At 49.0% G+C, this 25,735-nt stretch carries 20 protein-coding genes; 17 read left to right on the top strand and 3 right to left on the bottom strand.

Annotated features, from left to right (window positions below):
• Nucleotides 1-491: 491 nt before the first annotated feature.
• The 13 genes from RWO08_RS07915 (at nt 492) to RWO08_RS07855 (ending at nt 17,176) form a co-directional block, all read left to right on the top strand.
• Nucleotides 492-1,820 (top strand): extracellular solute-binding protein, encoded by a 1,329-nt coding sequence (locus tag RWO08_RS07915; RefSeq protein ID WP_291454662.1) that lies wholly within the window; start codon nt 492-494, stop codon nt 1,818-1,820.
• A gap of 108 nt (nt 1,821-1,928) precedes the next feature.
• Nucleotides 1,929-2,798, top strand: a complete 870-nt coding sequence (locus tag RWO08_RS07910; RefSeq protein ID WP_314211727.1) for a sugar ABC transporter permease — start codon at nt 1,929-1,931, stop codon at nt 2,796-2,798.
• Complete coding sequence (locus RWO08_RS07905) at nt 2,795-3,616, top strand: carbohydrate ABC transporter permease (RefSeq protein WP_023392404.1); 822 nt, start codon at nt 2,795-2,797, stop codon at nt 3,614-3,616. The genes RWO08_RS07910 and RWO08_RS07905 overlap by 4 nt, the downstream gene beginning before the upstream one ends.
• Nucleotides 3,617-3,639: 23 nt before the next feature.
• Nucleotides 3,640-4,680: a LacI family DNA-binding transcriptional regulator gene (locus RWO08_RS07900; RefSeq protein WP_314211726.1), complete on the top strand. Its 1,041-nt coding sequence runs from the start codon at nt 3,640-3,642 to the stop codon at nt 4,678-4,680.
• The gene (locus RWO08_RS07895; protein WP_314211725.1) at nt 4,673-7,018 is read left to right on the top strand and encodes a TIM-barrel domain-containing protein; all 2,346 of its coding nucleotides are present in this window, start codon (nt 4,673-4,675) and stop codon (nt 7,016-7,018) included. The genes RWO08_RS07900 and RWO08_RS07895 overlap by 8 nt, the downstream gene beginning before the upstream one ends.
• 249 nt (nt 7,019-7,267) lie before the next feature.
• Entirely contained in the window at nt 7,268-7,504 is a 237-nt protein-coding gene (locus tag RWO08_RS07890) for a hypothetical protein (protein ID WP_314211724.1), read from the top strand.
• Nucleotides 7,505-8,315: 811 nt separating this feature from the next.
• Nucleotides 8,316-10,649 carry a glycosyl hydrolase family 65 protein gene (locus RWO08_RS07885; RefSeq protein WP_314211723.1) on the top strand — a complete coding sequence of 778 codons (2,334 nt, stop codon included), beginning with the start codon at nt 8,316-8,318 and terminating at the stop codon, nt 10,647-10,649.
• Between the two features lies 1 nt (nt 10,650).
• Entirely contained in the window at nt 10,651-11,928 is a 1,278-nt protein-coding gene (locus RWO08_RS07880) for an ABC transporter substrate-binding protein (RefSeq protein WP_314211722.1), read from the top strand.
• Between the two features lie 72 nt (nt 11,929-12,000).
• Nucleotides 12,001-12,909, top strand: a complete 909-nt coding sequence (locus tag RWO08_RS07875) for a sugar ABC transporter permease (protein WP_314211721.1) — start codon at nt 12,001-12,003, stop codon at nt 12,907-12,909.
• Between the two features lie 12 nt (nt 12,910-12,921).
• On the top strand, nt 12,922-13,749 hold the full coding sequence (locus RWO08_RS07870) for a carbohydrate ABC transporter permease (RefSeq protein ID WP_298077290.1): 828 nt from the start codon (nt 12,922-12,924) through the stop codon (nt 13,747-13,749).
• A gap of 60 nt (nt 13,750-13,809) precedes the next feature.
• On the top strand, nt 13,810-14,814 hold the full coding sequence (locus RWO08_RS07865) for a LacI family DNA-binding transcriptional regulator (RefSeq protein WP_314211720.1): 1,005 nt from the start codon (nt 13,810-13,812) through the stop codon (nt 14,812-14,814).
• Between the two features lie 17 nt (nt 14,815-14,831).
• Complete coding sequence (gene pgmB / locus RWO08_RS07860) at nt 14,832-15,497, top strand: beta-phosphoglucomutase (protein ID WP_314211719.1); 666 nt, start codon at nt 14,832-14,834, stop codon at nt 15,495-15,497.
• A 5-nt stretch (nt 15,498-15,502) separates the two neighbouring features.
• Nucleotides 15,503-17,176, top strand: coding sequence for an alpha-glucosidase (locus tag RWO08_RS07855; protein ID WP_314211718.1), 1,674 nt, complete (start codon nt 15,503-15,505; stop codon nt 17,174-17,176).
• A 487-nt stretch (nt 17,177-17,663) separates the two neighbouring features.
• Here the strand turns inward: RWO08_RS07855 and RWO08_RS07850 are convergent, their stop codons facing one another.
• A complete protein-coding gene (locus RWO08_RS07850) occupies nt 17,664-19,103 on the bottom strand; it encodes an aspartate kinase (protein ID WP_314211717.1) in 1,440 nt (479 codons plus the stop codon).
• A 159-nt stretch (nt 19,104-19,262) separates the two neighbouring features.
• Between RWO08_RS07850 and RWO08_RS07845 the strand changes: the two genes are divergently transcribed.
• Both RWO08_RS07845 and thrB read left to right on the top strand, forming a co-directional pair.
• Nucleotides 19,263-20,459, top strand: a complete 1,197-nt coding sequence (locus RWO08_RS07845) for a homoserine dehydrogenase (RefSeq protein WP_314211716.1) — start codon at nt 19,263-19,265, stop codon at nt 20,457-20,459.
• 12 nt (nt 20,460-20,471) lie between these two features.
• Nucleotides 20,472-21,356, top strand: coding sequence for a homoserine kinase (gene thrB, locus RWO08_RS07840; protein ID WP_314211715.1), 885 nt, complete (start codon nt 20,472-20,474; stop codon nt 21,354-21,356).
• 45 nt (nt 21,357-21,401) lie between these two features.
• Here thrB and RWO08_RS07835 read toward each other — a convergent pair whose 3' ends face one another.
• Nucleotides 21,402-21,989, bottom strand: a complete 588-nt coding sequence (locus RWO08_RS07835; protein ID WP_314211714.1) for a hypothetical protein — start codon at nt 21,987-21,989, stop codon at nt 21,402-21,404.
• 25 nt (nt 21,990-22,014) lie between these two features.
• Nucleotides 22,015-23,034, bottom strand: coding sequence for a putative sulfate exporter family transporter (locus RWO08_RS07830; RefSeq protein WP_314211713.1), 1,020 nt, complete (start codon nt 23,032-23,034; stop codon nt 22,015-22,017).
• A 146-nt stretch (nt 23,035-23,180) separates the two neighbouring features.
• Between RWO08_RS07830 and RWO08_RS07825 the strand changes: the two genes are divergently transcribed.
• A complete protein-coding gene (locus RWO08_RS07825; protein ID WP_314211712.1) occupies nt 23,181-23,864 on the top strand; it encodes an NAD(P)H-dependent oxidoreductase in 684 nt (227 codons plus the stop codon).
• A gap of 51 nt (nt 23,865-23,915) precedes the next feature.
• Nucleotides 23,916-25,673, top strand: coding sequence for a tannase (locus RWO08_RS07820; protein ID WP_314211711.1), 1,758 nt, complete (start codon nt 23,916-23,918; stop codon nt 25,671-25,673).
• The last annotated feature ends 62 nt before the right edge of the window (nt 25,674-25,735 follow it).

Here is a 25,735-nt window from a genome sequence, read left to right as displayed (position 1 = left end):
TCCTCAGATTTATCCAGGAAACCGGGTAAAAGCTTCGATTACGTGCGAGCCAGTGGCCCACTTTCCGGAGTGGACCACTGGCTCCATTGATTTAGCCGGAAACCGGGTAAAAGGCCCGATTTCGTAAGAGCTAGTGGTCCACTCTCCGGAGTGGACCACTGGCTCCCTTGATTTAGCCGGGAAACCGGGAAAAAGCCTTGATTTCGTATGAGCTAGTGGTCCACTTTCCCGAGTGGACCACTGGCTCCGTTGATTTTGCCGGAAACCTGGAAAATACCCCGATTTAGTATGAGCTAGTGGCCCACTTTCCGGAGTGGACCACTAGCTCCATTGATTTTGCCGGAAAAAGGGGGGAAGGCTCCTCTGCTTTAGCCAGAAATCAGGGATTTCCTCCAACTCAAAAAAGAAAGCGCTTGACAAACCTTAAGCCGAGTGCTACACTCAAGTAAAGGTTAAACGTTTAACCTAAACACGAGAAAGGACTGTTCCCTATGAAAAAACCGTTGATGAAGTCACTACTTGTGGCCTTTTCTGCTTTGTTAGCTACCAGCGTGGTGCCCCTCAGCTCTGCTCAGGCTAACGACACGCTCGGCCAGAAAGTCCAATATGATACCAAGGCGCCTGTTAATGACGGCAAGGATATCAGCATTCAGTACTGGACCTGGAATGACGGCGACCCAGCTATCAAGTTAGCGGAGTCCTACCAAAAGTTACACCCTAATGTCAAAATTGAAGTGGTTAACCATCCTTGGGATGATTACTGGACCAAGTTGCCATTGGCCTTACAAGGTTCGGATGGTCCAGCCATTTTCAATATTCATAACTCCCAAGACAAGTTGCTGTCAAGCTACCTAGAAGCTTATGATATTCCAACCGAAGATCTCAAGGCAGATTTCACCGGGGTAGAGCCTCATGTCGTGGACGGTAAAGTCAACTATATCGATATCGTCATGAATACGGGCAACATCTACTATAACAAGAAGATGTGGCAAGCAGCCGGTTTAACGGACAAGGACATTCCTAAGACCTGGGATGAGTTCCGCCAAGTGGCTAAGAAATTAACCATCAAGGAAGGCGACAACCTAGTTCAAGCCGGTTTCAACTGGAATGGCTCCTATGCTGGTCTCTACCAAGGCCTCAACTACCAAAAGGGGACCTTACTCTTCCAAGAAGATGGCACCACCCCTAACTACAATAACGAAACGACCAAAGAAAACCTCAAGTTCCTAGTGGACCTCTATGAGGTGGATGGCGTGGGTTCTAAGGACTTCGGGACCGACGATACCCAAAGTTTCGGTAACCAACAATCTGCTATGGTTTACAAATGGGGCTGGTTCGCTAACGAGCTTAAGACCAAGTATCCAGATGTGGAATACGGCGTCTTCGCGACCCCAACCTTCAGCAAGGATCAGCCTTTTGCTTATGACCGCTACAACGGCGAAAGCACCCCAGGTATTAACAAGAACCAATCAGAAGAACAAAGAAAAGTGGCCCAAGACTTCCTCAAGTATCTCTTGGCTAACGACCAATACTCATTAGAAGCAGCCAAAGCCTATGCTTCTTATCCAACCAAGAATAGCGTCCAAGAAGATCAATCACTCAAGTCAGACCCTGTCTTATCCGTGATTGCACCACGTATCAAGAAGTTGATTTGGCCTGGCCCATTCCCTGCTACCATGGAAACAAGTGCCAAGAAGGCAGCCGAAGAAGTGCTCTATAATGGCGTGGATTTGGATTCAGCCTTAGAAAATGCGCAGCGTCAAATGGAACGCGACATGCGTAATGAGTCCTTCAAGTCGCTAGAATCAGCTTATCAATAAGAATAGAAGATCTGCCCTAGGCCGCTCGGCATGAGGTAGCATCTCAATCTGAGAGTGAGGGGGTAGTCAGCTACTCACTCACTCTCGTTGTTAAAAGGAGTTAAAATGATGAATATCCTGAAAAAACAACTCAACTTTCGTAATGTGTCGGTCCTCTTCCTGATAGTTTATTTTGCCGTCTTCCTCTTCTATCCCATCTATAAGGCCTTTGCCGGGAGTCTGCATGACTGGAATCCGCTGACCCAGAAGTACAACTATATTGGTTGGGAGAACTATAGCTTCGTATTAGGGGATAAGCTCTTTTGGAAGTCGCTGACTAATACCTTGTTCTTCACCTTTGTCTCGACCGTCTTGCGGTTGGCAGTGGGCTTGGCCTTGGCCCTCATGCTCTTCTCGCGCATGACCAAGATGCGGACCTTCTTCCAAGGCCTCTTCTATATGCCGACTGTTACCCCCATGGTGGCCGTCTCCTTCGTCTGGATGTGGATGTTTAATCCTCAGTTTGGGCTCATTAATCGCTTCTTCCATCTGGACATCAACTGGCTCAAGAACTCTAACTGGGCCATGATTGCCATTATCATCATGACCGTCTGGAAAGATTTTGGTTACGCGACGGTTCTCTTCCTAGCGGGGCTCATGGGCCTGCCGGAAGAGGTCTATGAAGCTAGTCGCATTGATGGGGCCAATGGCTGGCAGACCTTCAAGAATATTACCCTGCCCTTGCTCAAGCCAGTGACTCTCTTCGTTACCATTACCTCCCTCATTTCCTACTTCCAAACCTATATTCAAATTCTGATTATGACGGAAGGGGGACCGGGGACTTCGACTTTTGTTATTTCCTACTTAATCTTTGATGAGGCCTTCGTCAACTATAACTTTGGGACGGCTTCGGCCATTGCGGTCATTCTCTTCGTCGTCATTGCCGTGCTAACGCTCTTAATGTTCCGCTATATGGATATGGGAGGTGACCAACAATGAAATCTAAAGGCATCTTAAGCCTGATTTTGAATCTGATTTTGGCGGCTTTGGCCATTATCACCATTATTCCCTTTATCTGGATGCTGGTGTCTTCCTTTGCGCCTAATAGTGAGATTGTCAAGTTAGGTGGGGGTCTCTTCCCGGGCATGTCTACCTTCAACAACTACACCAATATCCAGGAAAAGTTCAATTTCATGGGCATGTTCTGGAATAGCTTGATGATTTCGGTGACCATTACGGCCATTATTATCTACACCTCTGCGCTCTTTGGCTTTATCTTCGCCAAGTTCACTTTCAAAGGCAAATCCTTGCTGTTCGCGGTGGTCATGAGTACTATGATGTTGCCATGGGCCGTGACCATTATTCCTAAATATGAGATGATGGTTAAGTTCGGTTGGCTGGATTCCTATAAATCTCTGATTATCCCAAGTATGGTCAGTGGCTTCGGGATTTTCATGTTCAAACAAAGTATCTCAGGCATCTCCAATGAGCTGATTGAAGCGGCACGAGTCGATGGGGGTTCGGATTTCTATATCTTCCATCGCCTAATCTTGCCTATGTCACGCAACACCATTTCCAGTTTAGCCATCTTCCAATTCCTATGGAGTTGGGAAGACTTCCTCTGGCCTTACTTGATGATTAACACCAAGTCTAAGCAACTCTTGGCGGTAGGGTTACGTCAATTCAATGGCCAGTATGGCACCGACTACGGCGGCCTCTTCGCTGCCACGACCATTTCAATCATTCCGATTGTCATTGTCTATATTATTTTCCAAAAACGATTTATTGCCGGGATTGCGACAGGTTCCAGCAAGTAATCGTCAGATTTGAGGCGACCCCAATGAAAAAAGCAACCCTAAAAGACATTGCCCAAGCCGCCAATGTCAGTATCGCGACCGTATCCAATGTCTTGAATGACCGCCACCACAAGGTTTCTCAGGAGACGGTAGCCCAGATTCAAGCCCTGGCCCAGGAACTGCAATACATGCCCAACCTCAATGCCAAAGCCCTAGTGACTAAGGCTTCGCGCTTGGTCAGTGTCTTGTTCTATAGTGGCGGACGGGATTTTAATTATTCCGACCCTTTTGTGGCCTCTCTACTAGAGGGGATTGAGCGCATTGCTAGGCAAGAAAACTACTACATCCTGCTTCATAATATAGAGAGCCTAGAAGCCGTCCACCAAGTCAGACGTCAGTGGGCCTTTGCAGGTCATATCGTGGTGGGCTGTGATGCTCATATGGCAGCGACTATGATAGAAAGTGTCAGCGAGCCCTTGGTCTTCATCGATACCTATTTGACGGCACAAGGCCAGGCTCTAGTAGAGGATTCTGACCATGTGCAGCTACTCAACTCCAAGGACTATGACCTAGCCTATGCCGGAGTAGAATTGCTAGCCCGCAGCCAGGGCTTGGACCTAGCCTTCTTAAGCTATCCATTTGACCCTGACCAAGTGGGGGTTATTCAGGCCCGTTATGCGGGGGCCAATGCGGCCTATCAGGCGGCTGGCGGCCAGGGGGATTTGCCCCTCTACCTCAACACTAAATTGGATGACTTGATTAAGGACCTGTCTAACTACCGGGGCCTGATGGTGACCGCCGATGTCTTGGCTATGGAATTAGTCAAGGTCAGCCAAAGCCAGCTAGGCCAGTGGGATCCAGAACGGCGCCTCATGAGTTTTGATAACATTCCTTATCTTCAGTACTTGGCGACCGAGGTCAACACCATTGACCTCAATCAGGTCCACAAGGGGGAGGAGGCCATGGCTAGCTTGAGTCGCGTCTTACAGTCGGGTCAGACCGCTCACGACCAGCGCCAGCAATACATCCCCGCCAACCTCATCAACAAGAATTTATCCTTAGAAGGGAGTACTAGCCATGATTAAAGCTGTCTATGGAGACTATCAGCCCTTGGCGGCGCCGGGGGCCATCATTCAGGGGCCCAATTACCGCTTCACTATTCTGACTTCCCGCTTGATTCGGGCCGAGTATAGTCCGACGGGGACCTTCTATGATGGTCAGACCCAGACGGTTTTGAACCGGGACTTTCCTGTGCCTCACTATGAGATCCGGGAGCGGGAGGACCTACTGGAAATTATCACCGACCATGTGCTCATTCAATATGACAAGCAGGCCTTCTCTAGAGAGGGCTTGGTCTTCAAGCTGCGGGGTTACTTCAGTATCTACCACAGTGATTGGCATTATGGCGACCCTATCCAAGACTTGGGTGGGACGGCTCAAACCTTGGACCATGCCAATGGGGCGGTGCCACTAGAGCGGGGGCTTATGTCCCGCTTTGGCTTCAGCGTCCTGGATGACAGCCAGAGTCTGCAGCTGACCCAGGATGGTTGGTACCAGGTCAAGCAAGGCGACAGCCAAGACTTCTATTACTTTGGCTATGGCCATGACTACCGGGCTTGCTTGGCCGACTTCTATCGCTTGACCGGGCCCCAGCCCCTCCTACCTAAGTATGCCTTGGGCAACTGGTGGAGTCGCTTCTATCGCTATAGCGAGGCGACCTATCGCCAGCTGATTGAGCGTTTTGAAGCCGAGGGCCTGCCCTTCACCGTGGCGGTCATCGATATGGATTGGCATGTGGTCTCCGTTCCACCTCAATATGGCAGCGGCTGGACCGGCTACACCTGGAATGAGGAGCTCTTCCCGGACCCTGCGGGCTTTATGGCCTGGCTCCACCAACATGGGCTGCGCATTACCCTTAATGTCCATCCGGCTGATGGGGTGCGGCCTTTTGAGTCCATGTACCAGCAAATGGCCCAAGAGCTTGGCCTGGACTGGGAGGGTGGCGAATATGTAGTCTTCGACCCGACCTCGCCTCGCTTCCTGGAGGCTTATTTCAAACACTTGCACCATCCAAAAGAAGAGCAAGGGGTAGACTTCTGGTGGATTGACTGGCAACAAGGCCAGACCGTCAAGGGCGTGGACCCACTCTGGGTGCTCAACCACTATCACTACCACGATATTCAAGCCCGTGGCCCTCAAGGCATTACCTTCTCGCGTTATGCCGGACCGGGTAGCCACCGCTATCCAGTGGGCTTCTCGGGCGACAGCCACATGACCTGGGAATCGCTGGACTTCCAGCCTTATTTCACGGCGACGGCCAGCAATATCGGCTATGGTTGGTGGAGTCATGATATCGGTGGCCACATCTTCGGCTACCGCGACAATGAGCTGGCCTTGCGCTGGTACCAGCTGGGTGTCTTTTCTCCTATTATGCGTCTGCATAGTTCGTCTTCAGAATTCCTAGGCAAAGAACCCTGGCGCTATCCGGAGCCATATGCTAGCAGCATGAAGGACTATTTGCGCCTGCGCCACCGGCTCCTGCCCTATCTCTATACCATGAACTACCGGGCGGCCTATCAGGCTCAGCCTCTGATTGAGCCCCTCTACTATCAGCACCCTGAAGAGGAGGCGGCCTATGAGATTGCTAATCAATATTATTTTGGTAGCCAAATCATGGTCATGCCCCTGACCCAGCCACGTCATAAGGGCAGTCTCTGTTCTCGCTTCGATGGTTGGTTACCTGAAGGGACCTGGTATGATATTCAGACTGGCTTGCGCTATAGTGGGGGCCGGCGCTTATCGATTTATCGGCCGCTGGAACGCATGGGCCTCTTCGCCAAGGCGGGCGCTATCCTGCCTCTGTCTGGGGAGGATGGGACGGACAATTCGCTGGCTAATCCAAGCGTCTTGGCCATCAAGGTCTTCACTGGCGCCGATGGCCATTTCGACTTGGTGGAAGAGGCTGAAACTGCAACTGATACTTGGGCCGGCACGGCCTTCCTTACGACCGGGCTGACCTTTGTCGATGGCAAAGTATTCAAGCTTGAGCCTCAAGGAACTGGGCTTCGGACCTATGAGCTAACCTTTGTGGGGGCTTGTTTGACGGACCTAGAGCTAACGGGTCAGGGTCGCCTAGTTGATGTTAGCCACAATGATCAGGGCGACAGCCTGGTGCGCCTTGAAGCTGATGGGCCTGCCAGCCTCTCCTTCAAGCAGGCGCCACGTGACTCGCAGCAAGTGCGTTTAGATGTCATTTTCTCTTATATCGAGCAAGCCCAAATGGAGAACCAGGCCAAGGACCAAATCTGGGCCTTGGTCAAGAAGGACCTGCCGCTAGCCTATAAGATACTAGAACTCCAAGGACTAGGCTTAGAGCCAGAGCTTGTGGCGCCTGTTATTGAGTTGCTGGTGACGGAGCCTTAGCCCTCGCCCCGAGCTAGTGGTCCACTCCGCCGAGTGGACCACTAGTTCAGGCTTTTAGGCCAGAAAAGGGCGGTTTGCGCCGAAATTAGATGAGCCAGTGGTCCACTTTGCCGAGTGGACCACTAGCTCGGGCTTTTAGTCCGGAAAAAGGGCGGTTTGCGCCGAAATTAGATGAGCCAGTGGTCCACTTTGTCGAGTGGACCACTAGCTAAAGGCTTTAGTCCGGAAAAAAGGTGGTTTAGGCTGAAATTGAACGGGTCGGTGACCCTCTCCTTCAAGCATACGCCGCGAGACTTGCAGCAAGTGCGTTTAGAGGTCATTTTCTCTTATATCGAGCAAGCCCAAATGGAGAACCAGGCCAAGGACCAAATCTGGGCCCGGGTCAAGAAGGACATACCGCTAGCCTATAAGATGTTAGAACTCCAAGGCCTAGGATTAGAGCGGGAGGTCATTGAGCCTGTGATTGAGTTGCTGGTGACGGAGTGAGTGATAGTAATTAATTAGTTTATAGTGTGGATGAAGATCTTACTTCACCCACACTAATTTTTTGCAGAACTAAAACGTTTTAGGAAAACGCTTGCTTTTTATCTAAAGAGGTGCTATGATAGATTTAACGAAAACGTTTTAGTGAGGTGGGTTTATGGATAAAGTCATTAGAATCCTCACTGGTTTAATTGATTTAATCATTGCCTATCTCACCCTATATCTAGTGATGACTCTGTTAGGAGTTCAGGAGACTAGTCGAGACTTGTTGGCACAAGTCCTCTATATACTTTACGGTGTAATTTTTTCCTCGTCTTTTTCTGGAAAGACGGTCGGCCGTTTTTTTGGTCATCTACATTTGAATTATTACCGGCCCGATCAATCTTTCCTCTGCTTGATTTCAAGGGAAGTGAGTAAAATGCTATACTTTTTGCCAACATGGATTGGTTGGTTCTTCATAGTGGTGACACTAGTCGTCTTTTTCAAGCAAGGGCGATACTTGCATGATATAATTGGACAGACTTCTGTTAAGGTGGATTGAGCCTATGAATGAGCCAATAGAAACCTCCCCACTAGCCCATATTCCAACACTACCCTTGCTCCTGTTGGTCATTATCTCGTACCTAGGCATGACAATGCTTGCCAAACAATCTGACGGCTACTTTAAATGGCGGTCTTTTCTGCTTATGCAAGTAGGACTTAGTCTGGTAGCTTTATTTCTCAAACTAAACTTGGTGTTAGTTCTAGGCTTAGTTTTTTTTGATGCTGTCCTCTATATTTTTAAGTTGTCTAAGTATTGATGAAGGAGGTCGCTATGGAAAATATTGAATACTTGACTGGGGAAGTAAAAGGCATAAGAGAACCCAGATTCCAATCAAAATGGATTCGGAAATTTGAGACCATTTTCGCGCAAGGTAATGGTTATATGGGTATTCGGGCCGCAACGGAAGAGCGATATACTAATGAAAAGCGTGGAGCTTTCATTGCAGGCAATTTCAATCAGTTTGATGAGAATGAAGTAACTGAATTAGCCAACTGTCCTGATATGACCGCAGTAGAGGTCAAAGTTAATGGTAATCGGATCAATCTTGATTCGGGCAAAGTCGAAGATTATAGGCGGCAAATTGACTTAACGACTGGTGAGATTACGCGGTCCTTTAAGTGGGAATTCGAGCAAGTGAGAGTGGAATGGGCCTCCAAACGCTTTGTGTCTCTTAAGGATTTACATGTCTACTGCCATCAGATTGAGTTAAAGAATTCCTCTGATAAGCCCATGACCATTGAGATTATATCAGGGATTGATGGGCAAATAACAAATAGTGGGACGCAACATTTTGCAGAAGGCGACAAGCGACTGCGCGATAAGATTTTTCTGCAGATGCTGTCCACAACCAGTCAGTCCAAGAAAAGCTTAGTTACGACCCTGTCGCATCGGCTAAAGATTAATGGAGAAGAGGTAGACATCGATCAGACTTTTGATATACAACGTCGTCGCTTGTTAATGAATTATAAGGTAACCTTAGCTCCAAATAGCGGTTTAGAGATAGAGAGATATGGAACCTATCATACGGATTATGATTTAGATAGAGACCACAGTCTCTCGCTAGTAGATTGGGCCTTAGCAGCGAATCGACGCATCTATCAAGTTGGCTATGAACAATTGTTAGACCAATCTCGAGCAAAATGGCAGCGCGAGGTTTGGCAGGCAGCGCCTATTCACATTAAATCAAACAATGATATGGATGAGTTGGCTCTTTGCTTTGCCAAGTATCATCTTCAAATTATGACGCCGGCACATGACGAACGCATGAACATTGGTGCCAAAGGTTTAAGTGGTGAGGGATATAAGGGGCATACTTTTTGGGATACCGAATTATTCATGTTACCTTACTTTACCTATTCACAGCCTACTACTGCAAGGAGTCTCTTAAAATATCGTTACCTTGGATTGGAAGGTGCGCATAATAAGGCTCGGGATAATGGCTACCAAGGGGCCCAATATCCTTGGGAGGCTGCTTGGCCTAGTGACGGCGAGACGACTCCAGTCTGGGGAGCTGCGGACATCATTAAAGGAACGGCAACCAAAATATGGTCAGGTTTCATCGAACAGCATATTACGGGTGATGTGGCCTTTGCTGTTCAACAGTATGTTGATATTACGGATGATCAAGACTTCATGAAACAATATGGTTATGAAATTATCTTGGATACGGCTAAGTTTTGGGCCTCACGCTTAAACTATAACGATCAAGCTAATCGCTATGAAATCTGGGATGTCATCGGCCCCGATGAATACAAAGAGCATGTTAACAACAATGCCTTTACCAATTATATTGCGCATTGGAATATGCAGCGTGCCTTAAGTCTGATTGCCGAACTCAGAGCGGAGCAAGAGCAAGTTTATCAAGAGCTAGATCGAGCTTTAGATTTAGAGCATTTAGAGACAGAGCTCAGTGATAAATTAAAACTCTTTTACCTACCTCAGCTTAACCAAGCAGGAATTCTACCTCAAGATGATAGCTATCTTGATAAGCAGGTAATTGACCTAAGACCCTATAAGAATCAATTAGAAGTAGGCAGTCTCTTTAAGGTATATAATTTAGAGCAAGTTAATCAGATGCAGGTTTCTAAGCAAGCGGATGTCCTCTTATTAATCTTCTTGTTTGAACACTTGTTTGATAGGGAGGCTAAGCTAGCCAATTGGCACTATTATGAACCCAAAACAACACATGATTCCTCACTATCGCTGTCCACGCATAGCATCTTAGCATCGGACTTGGGGGACCAGGCACTCGCCTATAGGCTTTTTAATGAGGCGATTAGCATCGATATGGGTAGCTTAATGACGTCATCAGATGATGGCATTCATGCTGCATCCCTTGGAGGAATATGGCAAATGGTAGTGTTTGGTTTTGGTGGTCTACGTTGCATTGATGGGAAGTTGCGCATTCAACCGCATTTGCCAGCAGAGTGGCACCATTTGCACTACACTATTTTCTGGAAAGGAGTGAAGCTAGAAGTTAATGTGCAACCCAAGTCCTTTAGTGTGACTAATCATTCGGAATTAAAGTCAGTCAATTTCTTACATCATCATCGTGAGATTGAAATCGCACCGCAAACTACATTCGAGTTACAGGAGGAAAACTAGTATGAAACCCGTATTCAAAAAAGTAGCAGCAACCCTTATGGCGACACTTGGCTTATTATCAGCGACAGTACCTTTTCAAAAAGTAGTTGGAGCACAGGAAGATTTAGGAGATTTCTCAGGACAGACCTTAAAAGTCGGGCTCTGGGGAGGTAGTGATCAAGAAGAAAAGACCCTAGATGCTTTGATTAAGAAGTTTGAAGAGAAGACACATGCCACTGTAGAGAAAAAAGTCTATACAGACTATAATACGCAAATTCAAGCAGATATGGTTGGGCGGACTGCACCAGATGTTTATTATGTAGATATGTCTATGTTGCCATTCTTCGTTGAACAAGGTGGTTTGGCTGAGCTAGACGCAAGTAAGTTTCAAACTGATAAATTCTATTCCTCAATTATTGATGCATTCTCAAGAGATGGAAAACTCTATGCTGTTCCAAAGGACTTTTCAACCTTAGCTATGTACCTAAACACTGGTATGTTTGAGAAAGCTGGTGTATCAGTGGATGAGGTCCCTGATAGTTTTGAAGAACTCTTAAAATGGTTGCCAGAATTTCAAGCTAAACTAGATAAAGCCTATGGGCCTGGTAAGGTCAAAGCAATTAGCTATAACCAAGACCTAGCTCGTAACCTTCATATTGCCGAACGTGGTGGGGCAAATCCAGTCACAGAGGACAACCGCTCCAATTTACAAGACAATGCAGTTGTAGAAAACCTTAACTTCTACAAACAATTAGTAGATACTGGGGCCGCTGCTACACCAAAAGAAGTTGGGACTGGTTGGAATGGTGAGGCCTTCGGTACAGAAAAAGTAGCTATCATGGATGAAGGGAACTGGGTATATCAGTTGTTGAAACAACAATATTCTGATGTCAAGTTCAAAGTAAAAGAAATGCCAACTTACAAAGGGCAAAAAGGTTCTATGATGTTCTCAGTAGGTTGGGGCAAATACTCTGGAACTAAGAACAGTGAACTAGCAGATGCTTGGATTCGCTATATCACCGGCGCCGAAGCCATGAAGGAATGGGTTGAGGGTACCGGGACCCTACCATCAAGACAAGACGTTGCTGAAGAGGCCAAAATCACGGGTAACCAAGATTTAAATATGCACATTAAGGCCTGGGAATATGCTACCCCATGGCAAAAAGGACCTTCACTCTCTACCATTGCGAATGCCTATATGAACTTCTTACCTAAAGCCTTAGATGGATCAGAAAAAATGGAAGATGCGATGAAACACGCAGACGAACAGGCTAATACCGATATTGACGCAGGTAACTAAGAAGAATGGGGCTGAGGGTCAACCTTAGCCCCATTTATTGTTAATATCGATGTCGAAAGGAATGATGAGAGAATGGCCGGGAAGATCAAGCAGAAAATGACCAAGCGACAGCGGGAAGAAATGCTACAGGCCTATACATTTCTATCTCCAACCTTTGTTATAGTGGGGATATTCTTCTTAATCTCCATTGTATTCGCTATATATTTATCTTTTAATAGTGTCAATCTATTCAACAACCAATTTACCTTCAAGGGCCTAGCCAACTATCAGCGTATGTTAAGCGACAAGCGGGCAATCATCGCCTTAAAGAACACAGCTATTTTTGCCTTCGTGGTGGCACCTGTTCAGACGGTAGTGGCTTTGGTAGTGGCTTATGTATTAAACAACAAAGATTTGAAGGGGAGGAAGTTTTTTAAACTAGTTTATTTTCTACCGACCCTAACATCAAGTTCAGCCTTGACTATGATTTTTATGTTTATCTTTAATGTTTATGGGCCTATCAACGAATTTATGCTAAGCACCGGCATGATTGCTGAGCGTATTAATTTCTTACAAGAGCCTCAGTATGCACTGAAAGTCATTATGGTTATGAACATTTGGTCAACTGTGCCCTACTTTATGACAATTTATCTAGCTTCCTTGGTTGATTTACCTAAGGCCCTTTACGAGGCCGCGGACATTGATGGAGCATCGTCATTTCAGAAATTTCGCTTTATTACGGTACCTTATTTACGTCCAGTCACTACATTTGTTCTTTTGTCCGGGTTAATTGGTACCTTCCAAATGTTTGACCAAGCCTACATTTTCTCTAATGGCTCTGGAGGACCAGCCAATTCGACCCTTACGCTAGCCCTGATGATTTATCAATATGCATTTGGGCAGATGAATACAATGGGCTATGCCGCTGCCTTAGCAATAGTATTGGCTATTGTAATCTTTTGTGTGTCACTATTGGCTGAGCAAGTAAACAGGGAAAGATAGGTGTCATGACAAATGAAGCAGAAGAACTTTTTCAAATATTTACTTTACGGCATTTTGATAGTGTATGCGGTATTAACTTTGTATCCATTTATATGGGCATTTACCGCTTCATTTAAGCCCTTGAAGGAAATTGTCAGTGGAGACTTGTCATTTATTCCTAAGGAATTTACGACGGATGCCTACGCCTATATTTTTGGTAGGTCTTCCTTATTTAGCCAGTGGTTTATCAACTCGGTCATCATCTCGGTAATAGGAACAACCGTCAATATTTTCCTTAACACTATGGCGGGTTATGCATTAGCACGACTCAGTTTCCCAGGTAGACAGCGAATCTTTTATGGGCTCTTGGCCATGATGATGGTACCAAGTCAGGTTCTATTAATTCCTAACTATTTAATTTTGGTCAACCTAGGTCTACTAGATTCATTTGGGGCGCTGATTATACCTGCGGCCATCAATATTGGCAACATTTTTATGATGCGACAATTCTTTGTCTCTTTCCCTAAAGATATCGAAGAGGCGGCTTCAATTGATGGCCTAGGGCGCTTCCAGACCTTCTTTAAAATTGTCATGCCGCTAGCCATGCCCTCTATCGCAACGCAAGCTGTCTTTACCTTTATGGGTTTCTGGAATGAGTTTATGAAACCTATGCTCTACATTTCAACGCCAAGTCGATATACGTTGACTTTGGGCTTACAAACCTTCCAAGCCAAGGATGGCGGCGTGCGATGGGATCATACGATGGCAGCTAGTATAATTACGATTATTCCGATTATTGCCATCTATTTAATCTTCAATAAATATTTCTTGAAAGGTATCCGCATGGATGGCGAAAAATAGTGTTATAGCGATATTTATGCTATGCTAGCACCAGCATTGTGTGAAAGTAGGTAAAGTTTTATGAAGGTGACAATAAAAGATGTGGCGCAAAAGGCAGGTGTCTCCATTGCCACAGTTTCGCGGGTCTTTAATGGCTATGATGATATTGGCCTAGCCACCAAGAATAAGGTAATAGAGGTAGCTAAGGAATTAGGCTATGTTCCTAATGCGGCGGCTAGAGCACTATCATCAAAGCAATATAAAAAGATTGCAATGGTCATCAATGACCTCAAGGTCTCCCGTACCAATACAATCCCCTTGGAAATTTTGACAGGGGTGTATGAAATGGCGGATATGCATGATGTGGATTACGTGCTACTGCTAACTAATAATCGCGACCAAGAGAAAAAGAGCCTATCCCAGTATTGCCTTGAGAATAATATTTCAGGATTAGTCTTGCATGGTTTCTCAACAGCTGACCCCTATCTATTAGAATTAGCTACGCTAAAGATTCCTAATCTACTAATAGATATACATCCAGAAGCGGCTGACTCCTATGGGATTGCGGTAAAAAATGAAGTAGCAGCTTATCAGGCAACAGAGTTCTTAATTAGTCGTGGACACCGGACTATTGCCATGATTTCCGGGAAATCTTGGGCGCAGGTCTCTAAGGACCGCGAGAGTGGCTATCAAAAATGTATGGCGGATCACCATCTTCCGACTTTTATCTATGAAGGGCTCTTCTCTGAAGAGTATTCGGAGGAACTAGTCAAGGAAATTCTTAGTGACCATCCCGAGATTACTGCGCTTTTCTGCGCCAGTGATTTAATGGCTATTGGGGCGATGAAGGGCATTCAAGCCATGAATCTCAATGTGCCCCAAGATATTTCGGTCATCGGATTTGATGATATTGCCATTGCTAAGTACGTAACGCCAAGTCTCACCACAATCAAACAAGATATGCATGAGATAGGACGGAGATCCTGTGAGATATTGTTAGAGATTCTTGATAAGGGACAGATTGACCAGAAGCAATTTTATGTTAAGCATAGCTTAATTGAACGGGAATCTGTCAGCAGTCGCTAAGACAAGGAGGACAGGCTATGGCTATTCAAGCGGTCATATTTGATTTAGATGGTGTTATAACAGATACAGCGCATTTGCATTTTTGGGCCTGGAAGGCACTAGGGGACTCCTTGGGTGTGGAAGTAAATCTAGAGTTGAATGAGCTTCTAAAGGGCATTAGTCGTCAAGAGTCCTTGGAAATCATTCTGAGAAAAACAGGAATTTATGATAACTTCACAGAGACCGAACGCCAAGCCTTGGCGGATAGAAAAAACAGGACCTATGTGGCGTCACTCGAAAGCCTGGGCCCTCAGGATCTACTGCCAGGCATAGGCGACTGTCTCAGGGACTTGAAAAAGCGGGGCATCAAAATTGGCCTAGCTTCTTCCAGTCAAAATGCTGGGCTGATTATCAAAAAATTAGGCCTTGAGCCTTATTTTGAGGCCATGGTAGATCCAAGGAGTTTGAGCAAGGGTAAGCCTGACCCAGAAATTTACCTTAAGGCGGCCGCTGCCCTGGGCCTGAGCCCAGCTAAGTGTGCAGGGGTAGAGGATGCCAGAGCAGGCATAGAAGCCATTCGGGCGGCCGGTATGACCGCGATTGCCCTTGGCCAATCGCTAGAGCATGTCCCAGCCGATTATCATTTCTTGTCTGCAAAGGACTTAGTGAATTTCAATTGGGATGACATTGTAAGTAAGGAGTGACAAGCATGGTTGAAAGCAATTGGTGGCAAAATCGTGTCGCCTATCAGATTTACCCTAAGAGTTTCAAGGATAGTAATGGCGATGGGGTGGGCGATATCCGCGGTATTATTGAGAAACTGGACTATCTCCAGTCGCTAGGAATCGGAATTATCTGGATTTCGCCTATTTATCAGTCGCCTTTTGTTGATCAAGGCTATGATATATCTGATTACTATGCCATTGACCCGATTTTTGGGACCATGGAGGATTTTGATGAATTGATTGCGCAAGCAGATAAACGAGACATTAAAATTGTCATGGACCTGGTCGTAAACCACTGTTCAGACCAGCACCCCTGGTTCCAGGCGGCGCTTAAGGACTTATCCAGCCACTATGCAGATTATTTCTACTTTGTAGAAAGTCCGGACGGTCCACCTAATAACTGGCGCAGCTACTTTGGCGGCAGTGTGTGGGAAAAGCTGCCAGGCACCAACACCTACTATCTGCATAGTTTCCACAAGACCCAGCCCGACTTAAATTGGCAGAATCCGCGCCTGCGTCAGGAAATCTATCAGATGGTCAATTGGTGGCTGGAAAAGGGCATTGCCGGCTTCCGCATTGATGCCATTATTAATATCAAGAAGAATCTGACTTGGCAATCTTATCCAGCCGATCGGCCAGATGGCCTAGTGGCGGTGCAGCGTTCACTGCAAGATGCCCAGCCTATTGAGCCCTTCCTTAATGAACTTAAGGCAGAGTGTTTTGAGCCCCACCAAGCCTTTACGGTAGGGGAGGTCTTTGATGCATCGGAATCAGAGCTTCATGAGTTTATGGGCGATCAGGGCTACTTTTCTTCTATCTTTGACTTTAGTCAGACAGAATTAGGCAAGAGCCCTCTAGGTTGGTATGATCATCAGCCGGTAACTGCTGAAATGATTAAGGAGGCCATTTTCCAGACCCAAGCCAAAACGCAAGAGGCAGGCTACTGGTCGACCATTATTGAGAATCATGACGAACCTCGCGGGGTGAATTTCTATCTGCAAGGCCAGGAAATCAATGATAGCAGCAAAAAGCTATTGGCGACCATGCTCATGATGCGCCGTGGTCTGCCCTTTATCTATCAAGGCCAAGAAATCGGGACAGAAAACCGTCAATTCGAGAGCCTAACGCAAGTCAACGACATTGCTTCCATTAATGCATATCATAATGTCCTTGCTAACGGGATGACGGACCAAGAGGCGCTTGAGATTCTAAATCGCTACTCTCGGGATAATGCGCGGATTCCGCTGAGATGGAACAAGCACAAGTGGGGCGGTTTTACGACGGGCCAGCCTTGGTTGCAGGGCGCCGTGAAAGGTAACTTGATAGATGTGGCCAGCCAACTAGAGGATAAGCAGTCCCTCTGGTATTGGTATCAGACCTTAATTCAACTCAGAACTAGCTCCATATACGGAGAGGTCATTGTGTCGGGAAGCTTCTTGCCGCTTTTCCGGGATGTCGAGAACCTCATGGCTTTCGAACGCTCTAATCAGACTCATTGTCTCTGGGTTGTCTTGAATTATCAAAACCAAGAGCAGGTCCTTGATCTAGGGCGAAAATGGCAAAGTGTGTTGCTCAATAATCTAGAGGAACTAGACTCAATAGAAAATCAGGTCCTTAAGCTAGCGCCCTATCAAGCCCTGGTGCTAGTAATGAACTAGGTAAAAGGGTGAGATGCCTCAAGCACTTTGGCGCGAAAAAAGGTTTCTGCCCCGATTGTGGCCGAGCCAGTGGCCCACTCCATCGAGTGGACCACTAGCTCAGGCTTATAGGCCAGAAAAGGGTAGTTTGCGCCCAAAATGAATGAGCCAGTGGTCCACTCCGTCGAGTGGACCACTGGCTCGGGTGTTTAGGCCGGAAAAAGGCAGTTTGCGCCGAAAATGGATGAGCCAGTGGCCCACTCTTTCGAGTGGACCACTAGCTCGAGGCTTTAGGCCGGAAAAGTACGGATTTCGCCGAAAATGAATGAGCCAGTGGCCCACTCCGTCGAGTGGACCACTAGCTAAAGGCTTTAGTCCGGAAAAGGGCGGTTTGTACCGAAAATGAATGAGCTAGTGGACCACTCTTTCGAGTAGACCACTAGCTAAAGGCTTTAGACCAAAAAAGTGCAGTTCAGGTTCTGAACTGCACTTTTGTCATTTATCTGACCTATTCTCCTTGGGCGGCAGCGGCTAGGGTAGCTAGGGCTTCACGTGGGAAGTAGGCTTGGTAGAGGCCTTGGAGGGCGATGTCTTCGTCCTCGGCCTTGATCATGAAGAGCATGCTGATTTCGGATGCGCCTTGGCTGATCATGCGAATGTTAATGTGGTTGTCAGCGAAAGTCCGGCTGGCTGCAGCCGCGACCCCGACATTTTCCCGCATGGCTTCCCCGACGATGGCGAAGATGCAGAGGTCGTCTTCCACATGGATGGAGTCTGGGTTAAGCTTGTCCTGAATGGTAGCCAGGATGCCTGCCAAATGCTCTGGCGATTGGATATTAGCCGAGCGAATTACCAGGGAAATGCTGTCGATACCTGAAGGCACGTGTTCGACTGGCACGCCGGCTTCCTCGAAGAAGCGGATAGCGCGGCGCATGAAGCCCATTTCCCGGTTGAGCAGGTACTTGCTGATGGAGATGGCAGTAAAGCCGGTTGCCGAGCTGACCCCGGTCACTGGATAGCGAGGATCTAGCTCCTTCTTGGAGACAATCTTGGTGCCGGCGATTTCCGGTTGGTTGGTGTTACGAATCATAACGGGAATGTCATTGCGATAGACAGGCTCCAAGGCTTCCTCGTGGAAAATCCCGAAGCCGGCATAGGACAGCTCCCGCATTTCGCTATAGGTAATCTCCTTAATGGGATGGGGCCGCGCGATTTTGCCCGGATGCATGGAGTAGATAAAGGACTCGTCGGTGTAGTTCTCGTAGAGGTCGGCGCCTAGGCCGTTGGCGATGATAGCCCCGGAAATATCAGACCCACCACGGGAGAAGGTCACGATGTCGCCACCCTTGGAGTAGCCGAAGAAGCCGGGAATAATGAGGACGCCAGCCCGGTCACGGAGTTTGGCGATTTGGGCGTAGGACTCATCAAAGAGGCGGGCATTAGAGGGCTCATCCGTCACTAAAATGCCGGCTTCCTTAGGCGACACATAGTGGGCGTCAAGGCCCAGGCTGACTAGGTAGTGGCTAATTACTTGGGCGTTGAAGTCTTCGCCGCAAGCCTTGAGGGCATCCAGCAGGCGCTCAGGCTCCTGGATGTCGGCCATGTAGCCATTTAGGATATCTTCAAAATAAGCCAAAAGCTCTGTCGACAGGCCCAGCTCGATCAGGATGCTGGCATAGCGGTCTAGTACCTTTTGACGGGCTTCAGCCACTGGCTCAGCCTGCAATAGGGCCTCCGTTTGGTGGCCTACTTGGCCTGCCACTGCCTGCACCGCGTCGAAGAGGGCGATGAGCAGGTCGGTGACCTTAATGTCCTCAGCGAAACGCTTGCCTGGAGCGCTGACGACGACGGCTTTAATTTCTGGTTTGCCTTGGATGATGGCGGCTACCTTCTTAATCTGGCCGGCGTTGGCCAGGGAGGAGCCTCCGAATTTTGCTACAATCATCATATCTATCCATCCTTCTATCAGATTGGCGCTAGAGCCTAACAGTTACTATGATACACTATATTTTGCCCAAACGATATACTTTCTTATGAAATTTACTTGAAAAAACAGGCCATTCCCACTAAACTTAGAGGAGTAGAATTGAAATGGAGGCGAGCAGGAATGAAAATCGCATTATGTGGTATCGGTACGGTAGGTGGCGGGGTCGTTAAGGTCTTAGCTGAGAACCAAGCCCAATTCCAAGCAAAATATAAAGAAGACCTAGTCATCAGCCATGTTCTGACCCGGGATCCCGACAAGGTGGACCGTCTGGGCTTAGAATCAGCAGTCTTCACCGACCGGGTAGAAGATATTTATGAAGCAGACATCGACCTCGTGGTGGAAGTCATGGGGGGCGTGGACTTCGCCTATCAAGTCATCCGTCAGTCCCTGAGCCAAGGCCGTCACGTGGTCACTGCCAACAAGGATCTGCTAGCCCTCCACATTGATGAGCTGCAAGCCCTAGCCAATGAAAAGGGCGTCAGCCTGCTCTATGAAGCTAGTGTAGCCGGTGGGATTCCCATTATTAACGGGGTCCAAGTAGGCCTAGCAGCCAACCAAATTTCTGGCGTCATGGGGATTCTCAATGGGACGACTAACTACATGCTCAGCCACATGACCCAAGACGGCTGGACCTATGATCACGCCTTGTCTGTTGCTCAAGAAAAGGGCTATGCCGAAGCCGACCCAACCAATGATGTGGGCGGTTTTGATGCGGCGCGTAAGATTACCCTCTTGTCTCGTCTAGCTTATGACACCCGAGTGGACTTCCATCAAGTCAGCGTCAAGGGGATTGACACAGTGGATGCCAGCGACATCGCCATTGCAGCGCAAGCGGGCTACACCATGAAGCTCTTAGGTAAGAGCACCAAGACAGCGGCCGGCATTCAAGTCGGGGTAGAGCCTGTCCTCTTGCCAAACGCCCATCCTTTATCCGGTGTCTCTGAAGCCTTCAATGCCGTCTATGTAGAAGGCAATGCCGTGGGTCAAACCATGTTCTGGGGGCCAGGTGCCGGTAGTCTGGAGACCGCTTCTGCCGTGGTGTCGGACATCTTGCAAATTGCCGACCGTGGCTTTATTCCAGCTGTCTTGCCAAGCCAAGAATTAGCCATTGTCAGCCAGGAAGCACCAGCTTGCTACTACCTACGCTTTGACGCGCCAGCTAGCCACGTTCGCGCTGTCCTCCAAACCTTAGAAATTGGCTACTTAACCTTGGCTGAAGAGCCAGGCTTGACCATTAAGACCGAGGCTATCAGCCCGGCAGTCTTGGCTAAGTTAGAAGCCAATGCCACTGTGGTAGCCCGCTACCTCATGGTCTAGGAGGCGGAATTCATGGTATGGCAAAAGGATTTTCCTGCCTCTAGTGCCAACTTGGGACCGGGCTTTGACTCAATCGGGATTGCGGTTGACCGCTATCTAACGGTGACGGCTCGTCCGGCTGAGCGCTGGCAGGTGGATTTTGAGACCGACTTTATGGCCGGTCTGCCCCAGGATGAGTCCAACTTAGTGGTGGCAGTGGCCCTGGAAACGGCAGCCCGCTATGGCAAGACCTTAGCGCCCCTTCATTTGACCATGAAGAGTCAGATTCCCCTGACCCATGGCATGGGTAGCTCAGCTTCAGCCATTGTAGCCGGCATTGAGCTAGCCAATGATTTTGCTGACTTGGGTCTGTCGACCTTCGATAAGGTGCGCCTGGCCAGTGCCAAGGAAGGCCACCCCGACAATGTGGGGGCCTGCATCACCGGTGGTCTCTTCGTTGGCTACTATGAGCCGGAGACCGATCAACTTTTCTATCAAGTAGGCAACTTGGAAGGGGTCGGGGTCATTATTTCTACTCCAGCCTATGAGTTGTCGACGGCGGCAGCCCGCAGTGTCTTGCCTGAGGTCTACTCCAAGCCGGATTCCATTGCCCAGAATGCCCTGACCAGTGTTATGTTAATGGCCATGATGCAGGGCGATTACCCGACCATGGGTCAACTCATGATGCAAGACAAGTTCCATGAACCTTACCGTCAGTCTCTAATCGCAGAGTTTCCAGCGGTTAAGGCCACGGCTCTTGAAAAGGGCGCCTATGCCACCGTCATTTCGGGGGCGGGTCCTAGCATTTTGACCCTCTGTCCTCAGGAGCGAGTGGCCGACATTCTAGCGGCGCTTGAGGCTTCGGTAGACTGTCAGCACCAAGGGGTGTCGGTTCTGCCAGCCTTGGCAGACCAGTAATATGAAAAAAGAGCCCAGCTCAGCTGGGCTCTTTCTTGTGTGAACTTATTTTTTGTGACTGACATCTTGGACCTGGGGCGCAAGCGTCTTAAGGTCGGCTAAGAAATTAGATAGGTCACGTTCGCGGTCGTCTGTCCGCCGACCTAGGTCCCGCATTTCCTTCTGACCAGCCAGGTCGCGGCAGTAGACTAGGAGATGGGCTTCCTTGAGGTGGCGACTGACGGGGACCTTTTGCACCTGGTAGCCCACGGCGGCGATTTGCTTGAGGGGGCAAATATAGAGACCTTGGGCGGTGATGACCAGGTGGTCCTTGTAACAATAGAGGCCTAGATCGGAATTCCCTACCTGAGACTGGCGACTGAGTCGACTCCAGTCGTCAGCCAGTTCGGGATAGTGGCGGTAGAGCATATCATAGCCGCTCAAGATGCGTCGTCTTTTGCGCCAAGCATAATAGCAGAAGTAGCCCCCAATCCAAATAAGTAGGGCTGACATGGCCTGGGCAATCCAGAGGGCATGCTGATAGTCACTTAGCATGACGGTCGTCACATAGCTAAGACCGAATAGGCCGCTGGCCAGGAGGGGCAGGCCGGCCAGTAGGGTTAAGAAGATGTCGACTTTATCGCGATGCTTCAAGGTCCTCATCCTTTCGCTGCTTGTCTTAAGAATAGAAGAAATGAATGGCTAGGCTAGCCGTGACAATGACCAGGGCCCAACAGAGGCCCCCTAGCAAGATGGACTGGCTACCGGCCCGGCGCAACTGTCTTAAGTCAACGGCCAAGCCCACCCCAGCTAGGGCCGCAATCATGGTCAGGCGGGCTAGCAACTTGAAGCTGTCTAGCAGCCAAGCAGGTAGAGGCAGGAGGGAGCTAGCCAGGACCGCCAAGAGGAAGTAGGCGATGAAGCTAGGAAAGAGGCGGCGGGCTTGTGTCCACAAGCTGACTTGAGCCCCTTGGCCGTCAGCCAATTGAGCGCTTGATTGTTGATAGCGGGCGCCCACTAGGCCTAGGCAGACCGGCACAATCAGCAGGGTCCGTGCCATCTTGACGATGGTGGCGGTGGTGCCAGCGGCCTCACTAAAGGCGAAGCCAGCGGCTACGACCGAAGAGGTATCGTTAATGGCGGCTCCGGCAAAGAGGCCGAAGCTTTGGTCGCCATAGCCCAACCAAGCCCCTAAGAGAGGGAAGAGGAAGAGGGCCAGGGTATTATAGAGGAAGATGGTGGTGATGGCGAAGGCAATCTCCGAGTCCTCAGCTTCCACAATAGGCGCAGCAGCGGCAATGGCCGAGCCCCCACAAATGGCCGTTCCCATACCCACTAAGAGGGCTGAACGCGACTCAATGCCCATCCAGCGACCTAGGTAGCGGGCGCTCAAGAGGGCCGCCACCACGACTGGAATCAAGACCAGGTAGACTTTGAGACCCACTGCTTGTAGTTTAGCAAAGGACAAGCCGAAGCCCAAAAAGACAATGCCGATTTTGAGCAGTTGGCCGCTGATTTGCTTGGCTGGCTTGGTCGAGGCAGGGGGTCGCCAGGCGGACAGGGCCATGCCCAGCAGAATGGCCAGCATGGAAGCCCCCAGGGCTGGCACCAGGCTTTCGATGGCATAGGCCAGGGCAGTAATGATTAGAATCTTGGCCCAGCTGGCCCACTTGCTGTCAGAAAACTTAGAAAATGTCATGGTTGATATCGCTCCTTTGTCATCCTCTAGTATAACAAAGTCCCGCCCCGCGCGCTAGTTGGGTCAGGGCTAGAAGAAAGCGTTTGTCTAGACTTAAGGGGACCAGTGGACTATACTAAAACAAAAGCCTAGAGAGGATGAATGCCATGACACAAGAAGCCATTCAAGAACAGATTCGTCAAGCCCTGGACCATCGGGTAGCCGTACGGGTTTATGATGAAAATCGCGATATTTCCCGTCAGGATATGGAGGTCATCCTAGACGCTGCCTGGCTCAGCCCTTCTTCAGTTGGTCTGGAAGGTTGGCGCTTTTTGGTCTTGGACCGGGACCAAATTCAAGCCATCCGGCCTGACCTCCAACCCCTAGCCTGGGGTGCCCAACCGCAATTGGACACCGCCAGCCATTTTGTTATCCTCCTAGCGGAGAAGAATGCTCGTTACGACGGTCCTTCTATTCGGGCCAGCCTGATTCGTCGAGGCCTGACTTCTGACCAGGACCTTAATAGTCGTTTGACCCTCTATGAAACCTTCAAAACCCAACACATGCGTCTAGATAGTCCGCGGGCCCTCTTTGATTGGACGGGTAAGCAGACCTATATCGCCCTAGCCAATATGATGTTGAGCGCTAGCTTGCTGGGCATTGATTCCTGTCCAATCGAAGGCTTCGATTATGAGGCGGTTAATGCCTTGCTGGCTGCCAAAGGTTGGTTGGATCCGGAGCACGAAGGGGTGGCTAGCATGTTGTCCCTGGGCTACCGGCTCAAGGACCCTAAACATCCCCGTAGCCGTAAGCCACGCCAGGAAGTCATTTGCTGGCTAGGCGACAAGTAAATCCCCCCATGAATTTTCTCCAGCCCTTAATAAGAGAAAGGACTGAATGATATGACCCTATCGAGAAAAATGAAACTAAGCGCCCTGACCTTGCTTTGTGCCAATCTGCTGGCTAGCCAAGTGCCTGTGCTAGCCCAAGAGGCCAATAACCAAGAAGCGTCGAGCCAAGAAACGACCACCGTCGGCCAATACAGCTTGACTTTTGACAATGCGGCTTGGCAATACGATGAGGCTAATGATATCTACTGGCAAGTCGGCGTGGTCTATGTCGCCAACCCTGCTTCCTTGGACTATGAGACCCTGGGTATTTATGTGCCGGGTGCCTATTTAGAGGCAACTGCCAATGGCGATGGGACCTATACTGCCAGCGTCAAGTCTGACGCCCAAGTGGGCCAATTTACCGCTGCGACTGCTCCTTATGTCCTACCGGTTAACACGCCGGGTTTTAATGCCTCTCAGGCACCAACCTGGCTTGCTGACGGCATTGCCAACTATACCCAGGCCGGGATGATTTATCTGCAACCTGGTATTCGTGGCCGCGACAACACCACCGATAGCCAGGGCCAAGAAGTAGTGGGCGGTGCACCATGGGGCGTCACCGATCTTAAGGCCGCTATCCGTTATGTTCGTTATAACAAGGATGTCCTGCCAGGTGACACCGACAAGATTGTGAGTTTTGGCCATAGTGGCGGTGGGGCTCAGTCTGCTGTCCTAGGGGCTAGTGGGGATTCGACCCTCTACAATCCTTACTTGGAAGCCTTAGGGGCGGCCATGAAGGACAAGGAAGGCAACCCAATTTCCGATGCACCTTATGGGACTATGACTTGGAGTCCCATTACCAGCTTGGATTATGCGGATGCTGCCTATGAATGGAACCTGGGTCAGTTCGCTGACAGCAATACGCGGGCAGAGGGTACCTTTACTCAGGCCTTATCCCAAGACTTGGCTAAGGAATATGCCAACTATATCAATCAGCTAGGCCTCAAACATGAAGGCCAAGCCTTGACCCTGACAGAATCCAGTGAGGGGATTTATACCCAAGGCTCCTATGCCACTTATCTAGAAGGGGTCGTCAATCAATCCCTCAATAACTTTCTAGCCGATACCAGCTTTCCTTATACCAGCGATGGTGCTGGTCCGGGTGGAACGACAGAATCTGTCACCTATGAGACGGCTCAAGCCTTTATTGATAGCTTGAATGCTGAGACCCAATGGGTGACTTATGATGCGGCCGCCAATAGGGCTAAGATTTCCAGCCTGGCGGATTTCGCCAAGTATGTTAAGACGGCCAGCAAGTCTGTGCCTGCCTTCGATGCCTTGGACCGTAGCCTAGCGGAGAATGCGGTCTTCGGGGTAGCGGGTGCCAATGAGCTTCACTTTGACCAGCTAGTGGCCCGCCTGCTCAAGAACAATCAGGCCAAGTATGAGAGCTTGACCGGCTGGAACAGCCAGTATGTGACGGATTTTGAGTCTGACTTGGCTAAGACCGATAGTTTGGGTAAGACCATTGCAGAACGTCAGGACCTCTACAATCCAATGTTCTATCTGACGTCCGCTTATTCTGGCTACCAAACCTCTAAACCAGCACCTCACTGGCGGATTCGTTCCGGCCTTAGCCAAGGAGACACGGCCTTAACGGTGGAAACCAACCTGGCTCTAGCCCTGGAAAATCAAGCTAATGGGGCTGTCAAATCAGTGGACTTTGCCACGGTATGGGGGCAAGGTAATACCACAGCTGAACGGACCGGCCATGCGTCGGCTAACTTCATCCAATGGGTGCAAGAAATTGTAGCCCAAGACGCCAACTAAGTATTAAGCAACCCCTGGAATCAGCGAGTGACTGACCCCAGGGGTTTGTGTCGTCTTGACCG

Origin of the sequence: uncultured Abiotrophia sp., assembly GCF_963520105.1 — a bacterium.
Classification (GTDB): Bacteria; Bacillota; Bacilli; order Lactobacillales; family Aerococcaceae; genus Abiotrophia.
Note: the sequence above shows the minus strand (reverse complement) of the source record. Positions and strands in the feature narration are given on the sequence as shown.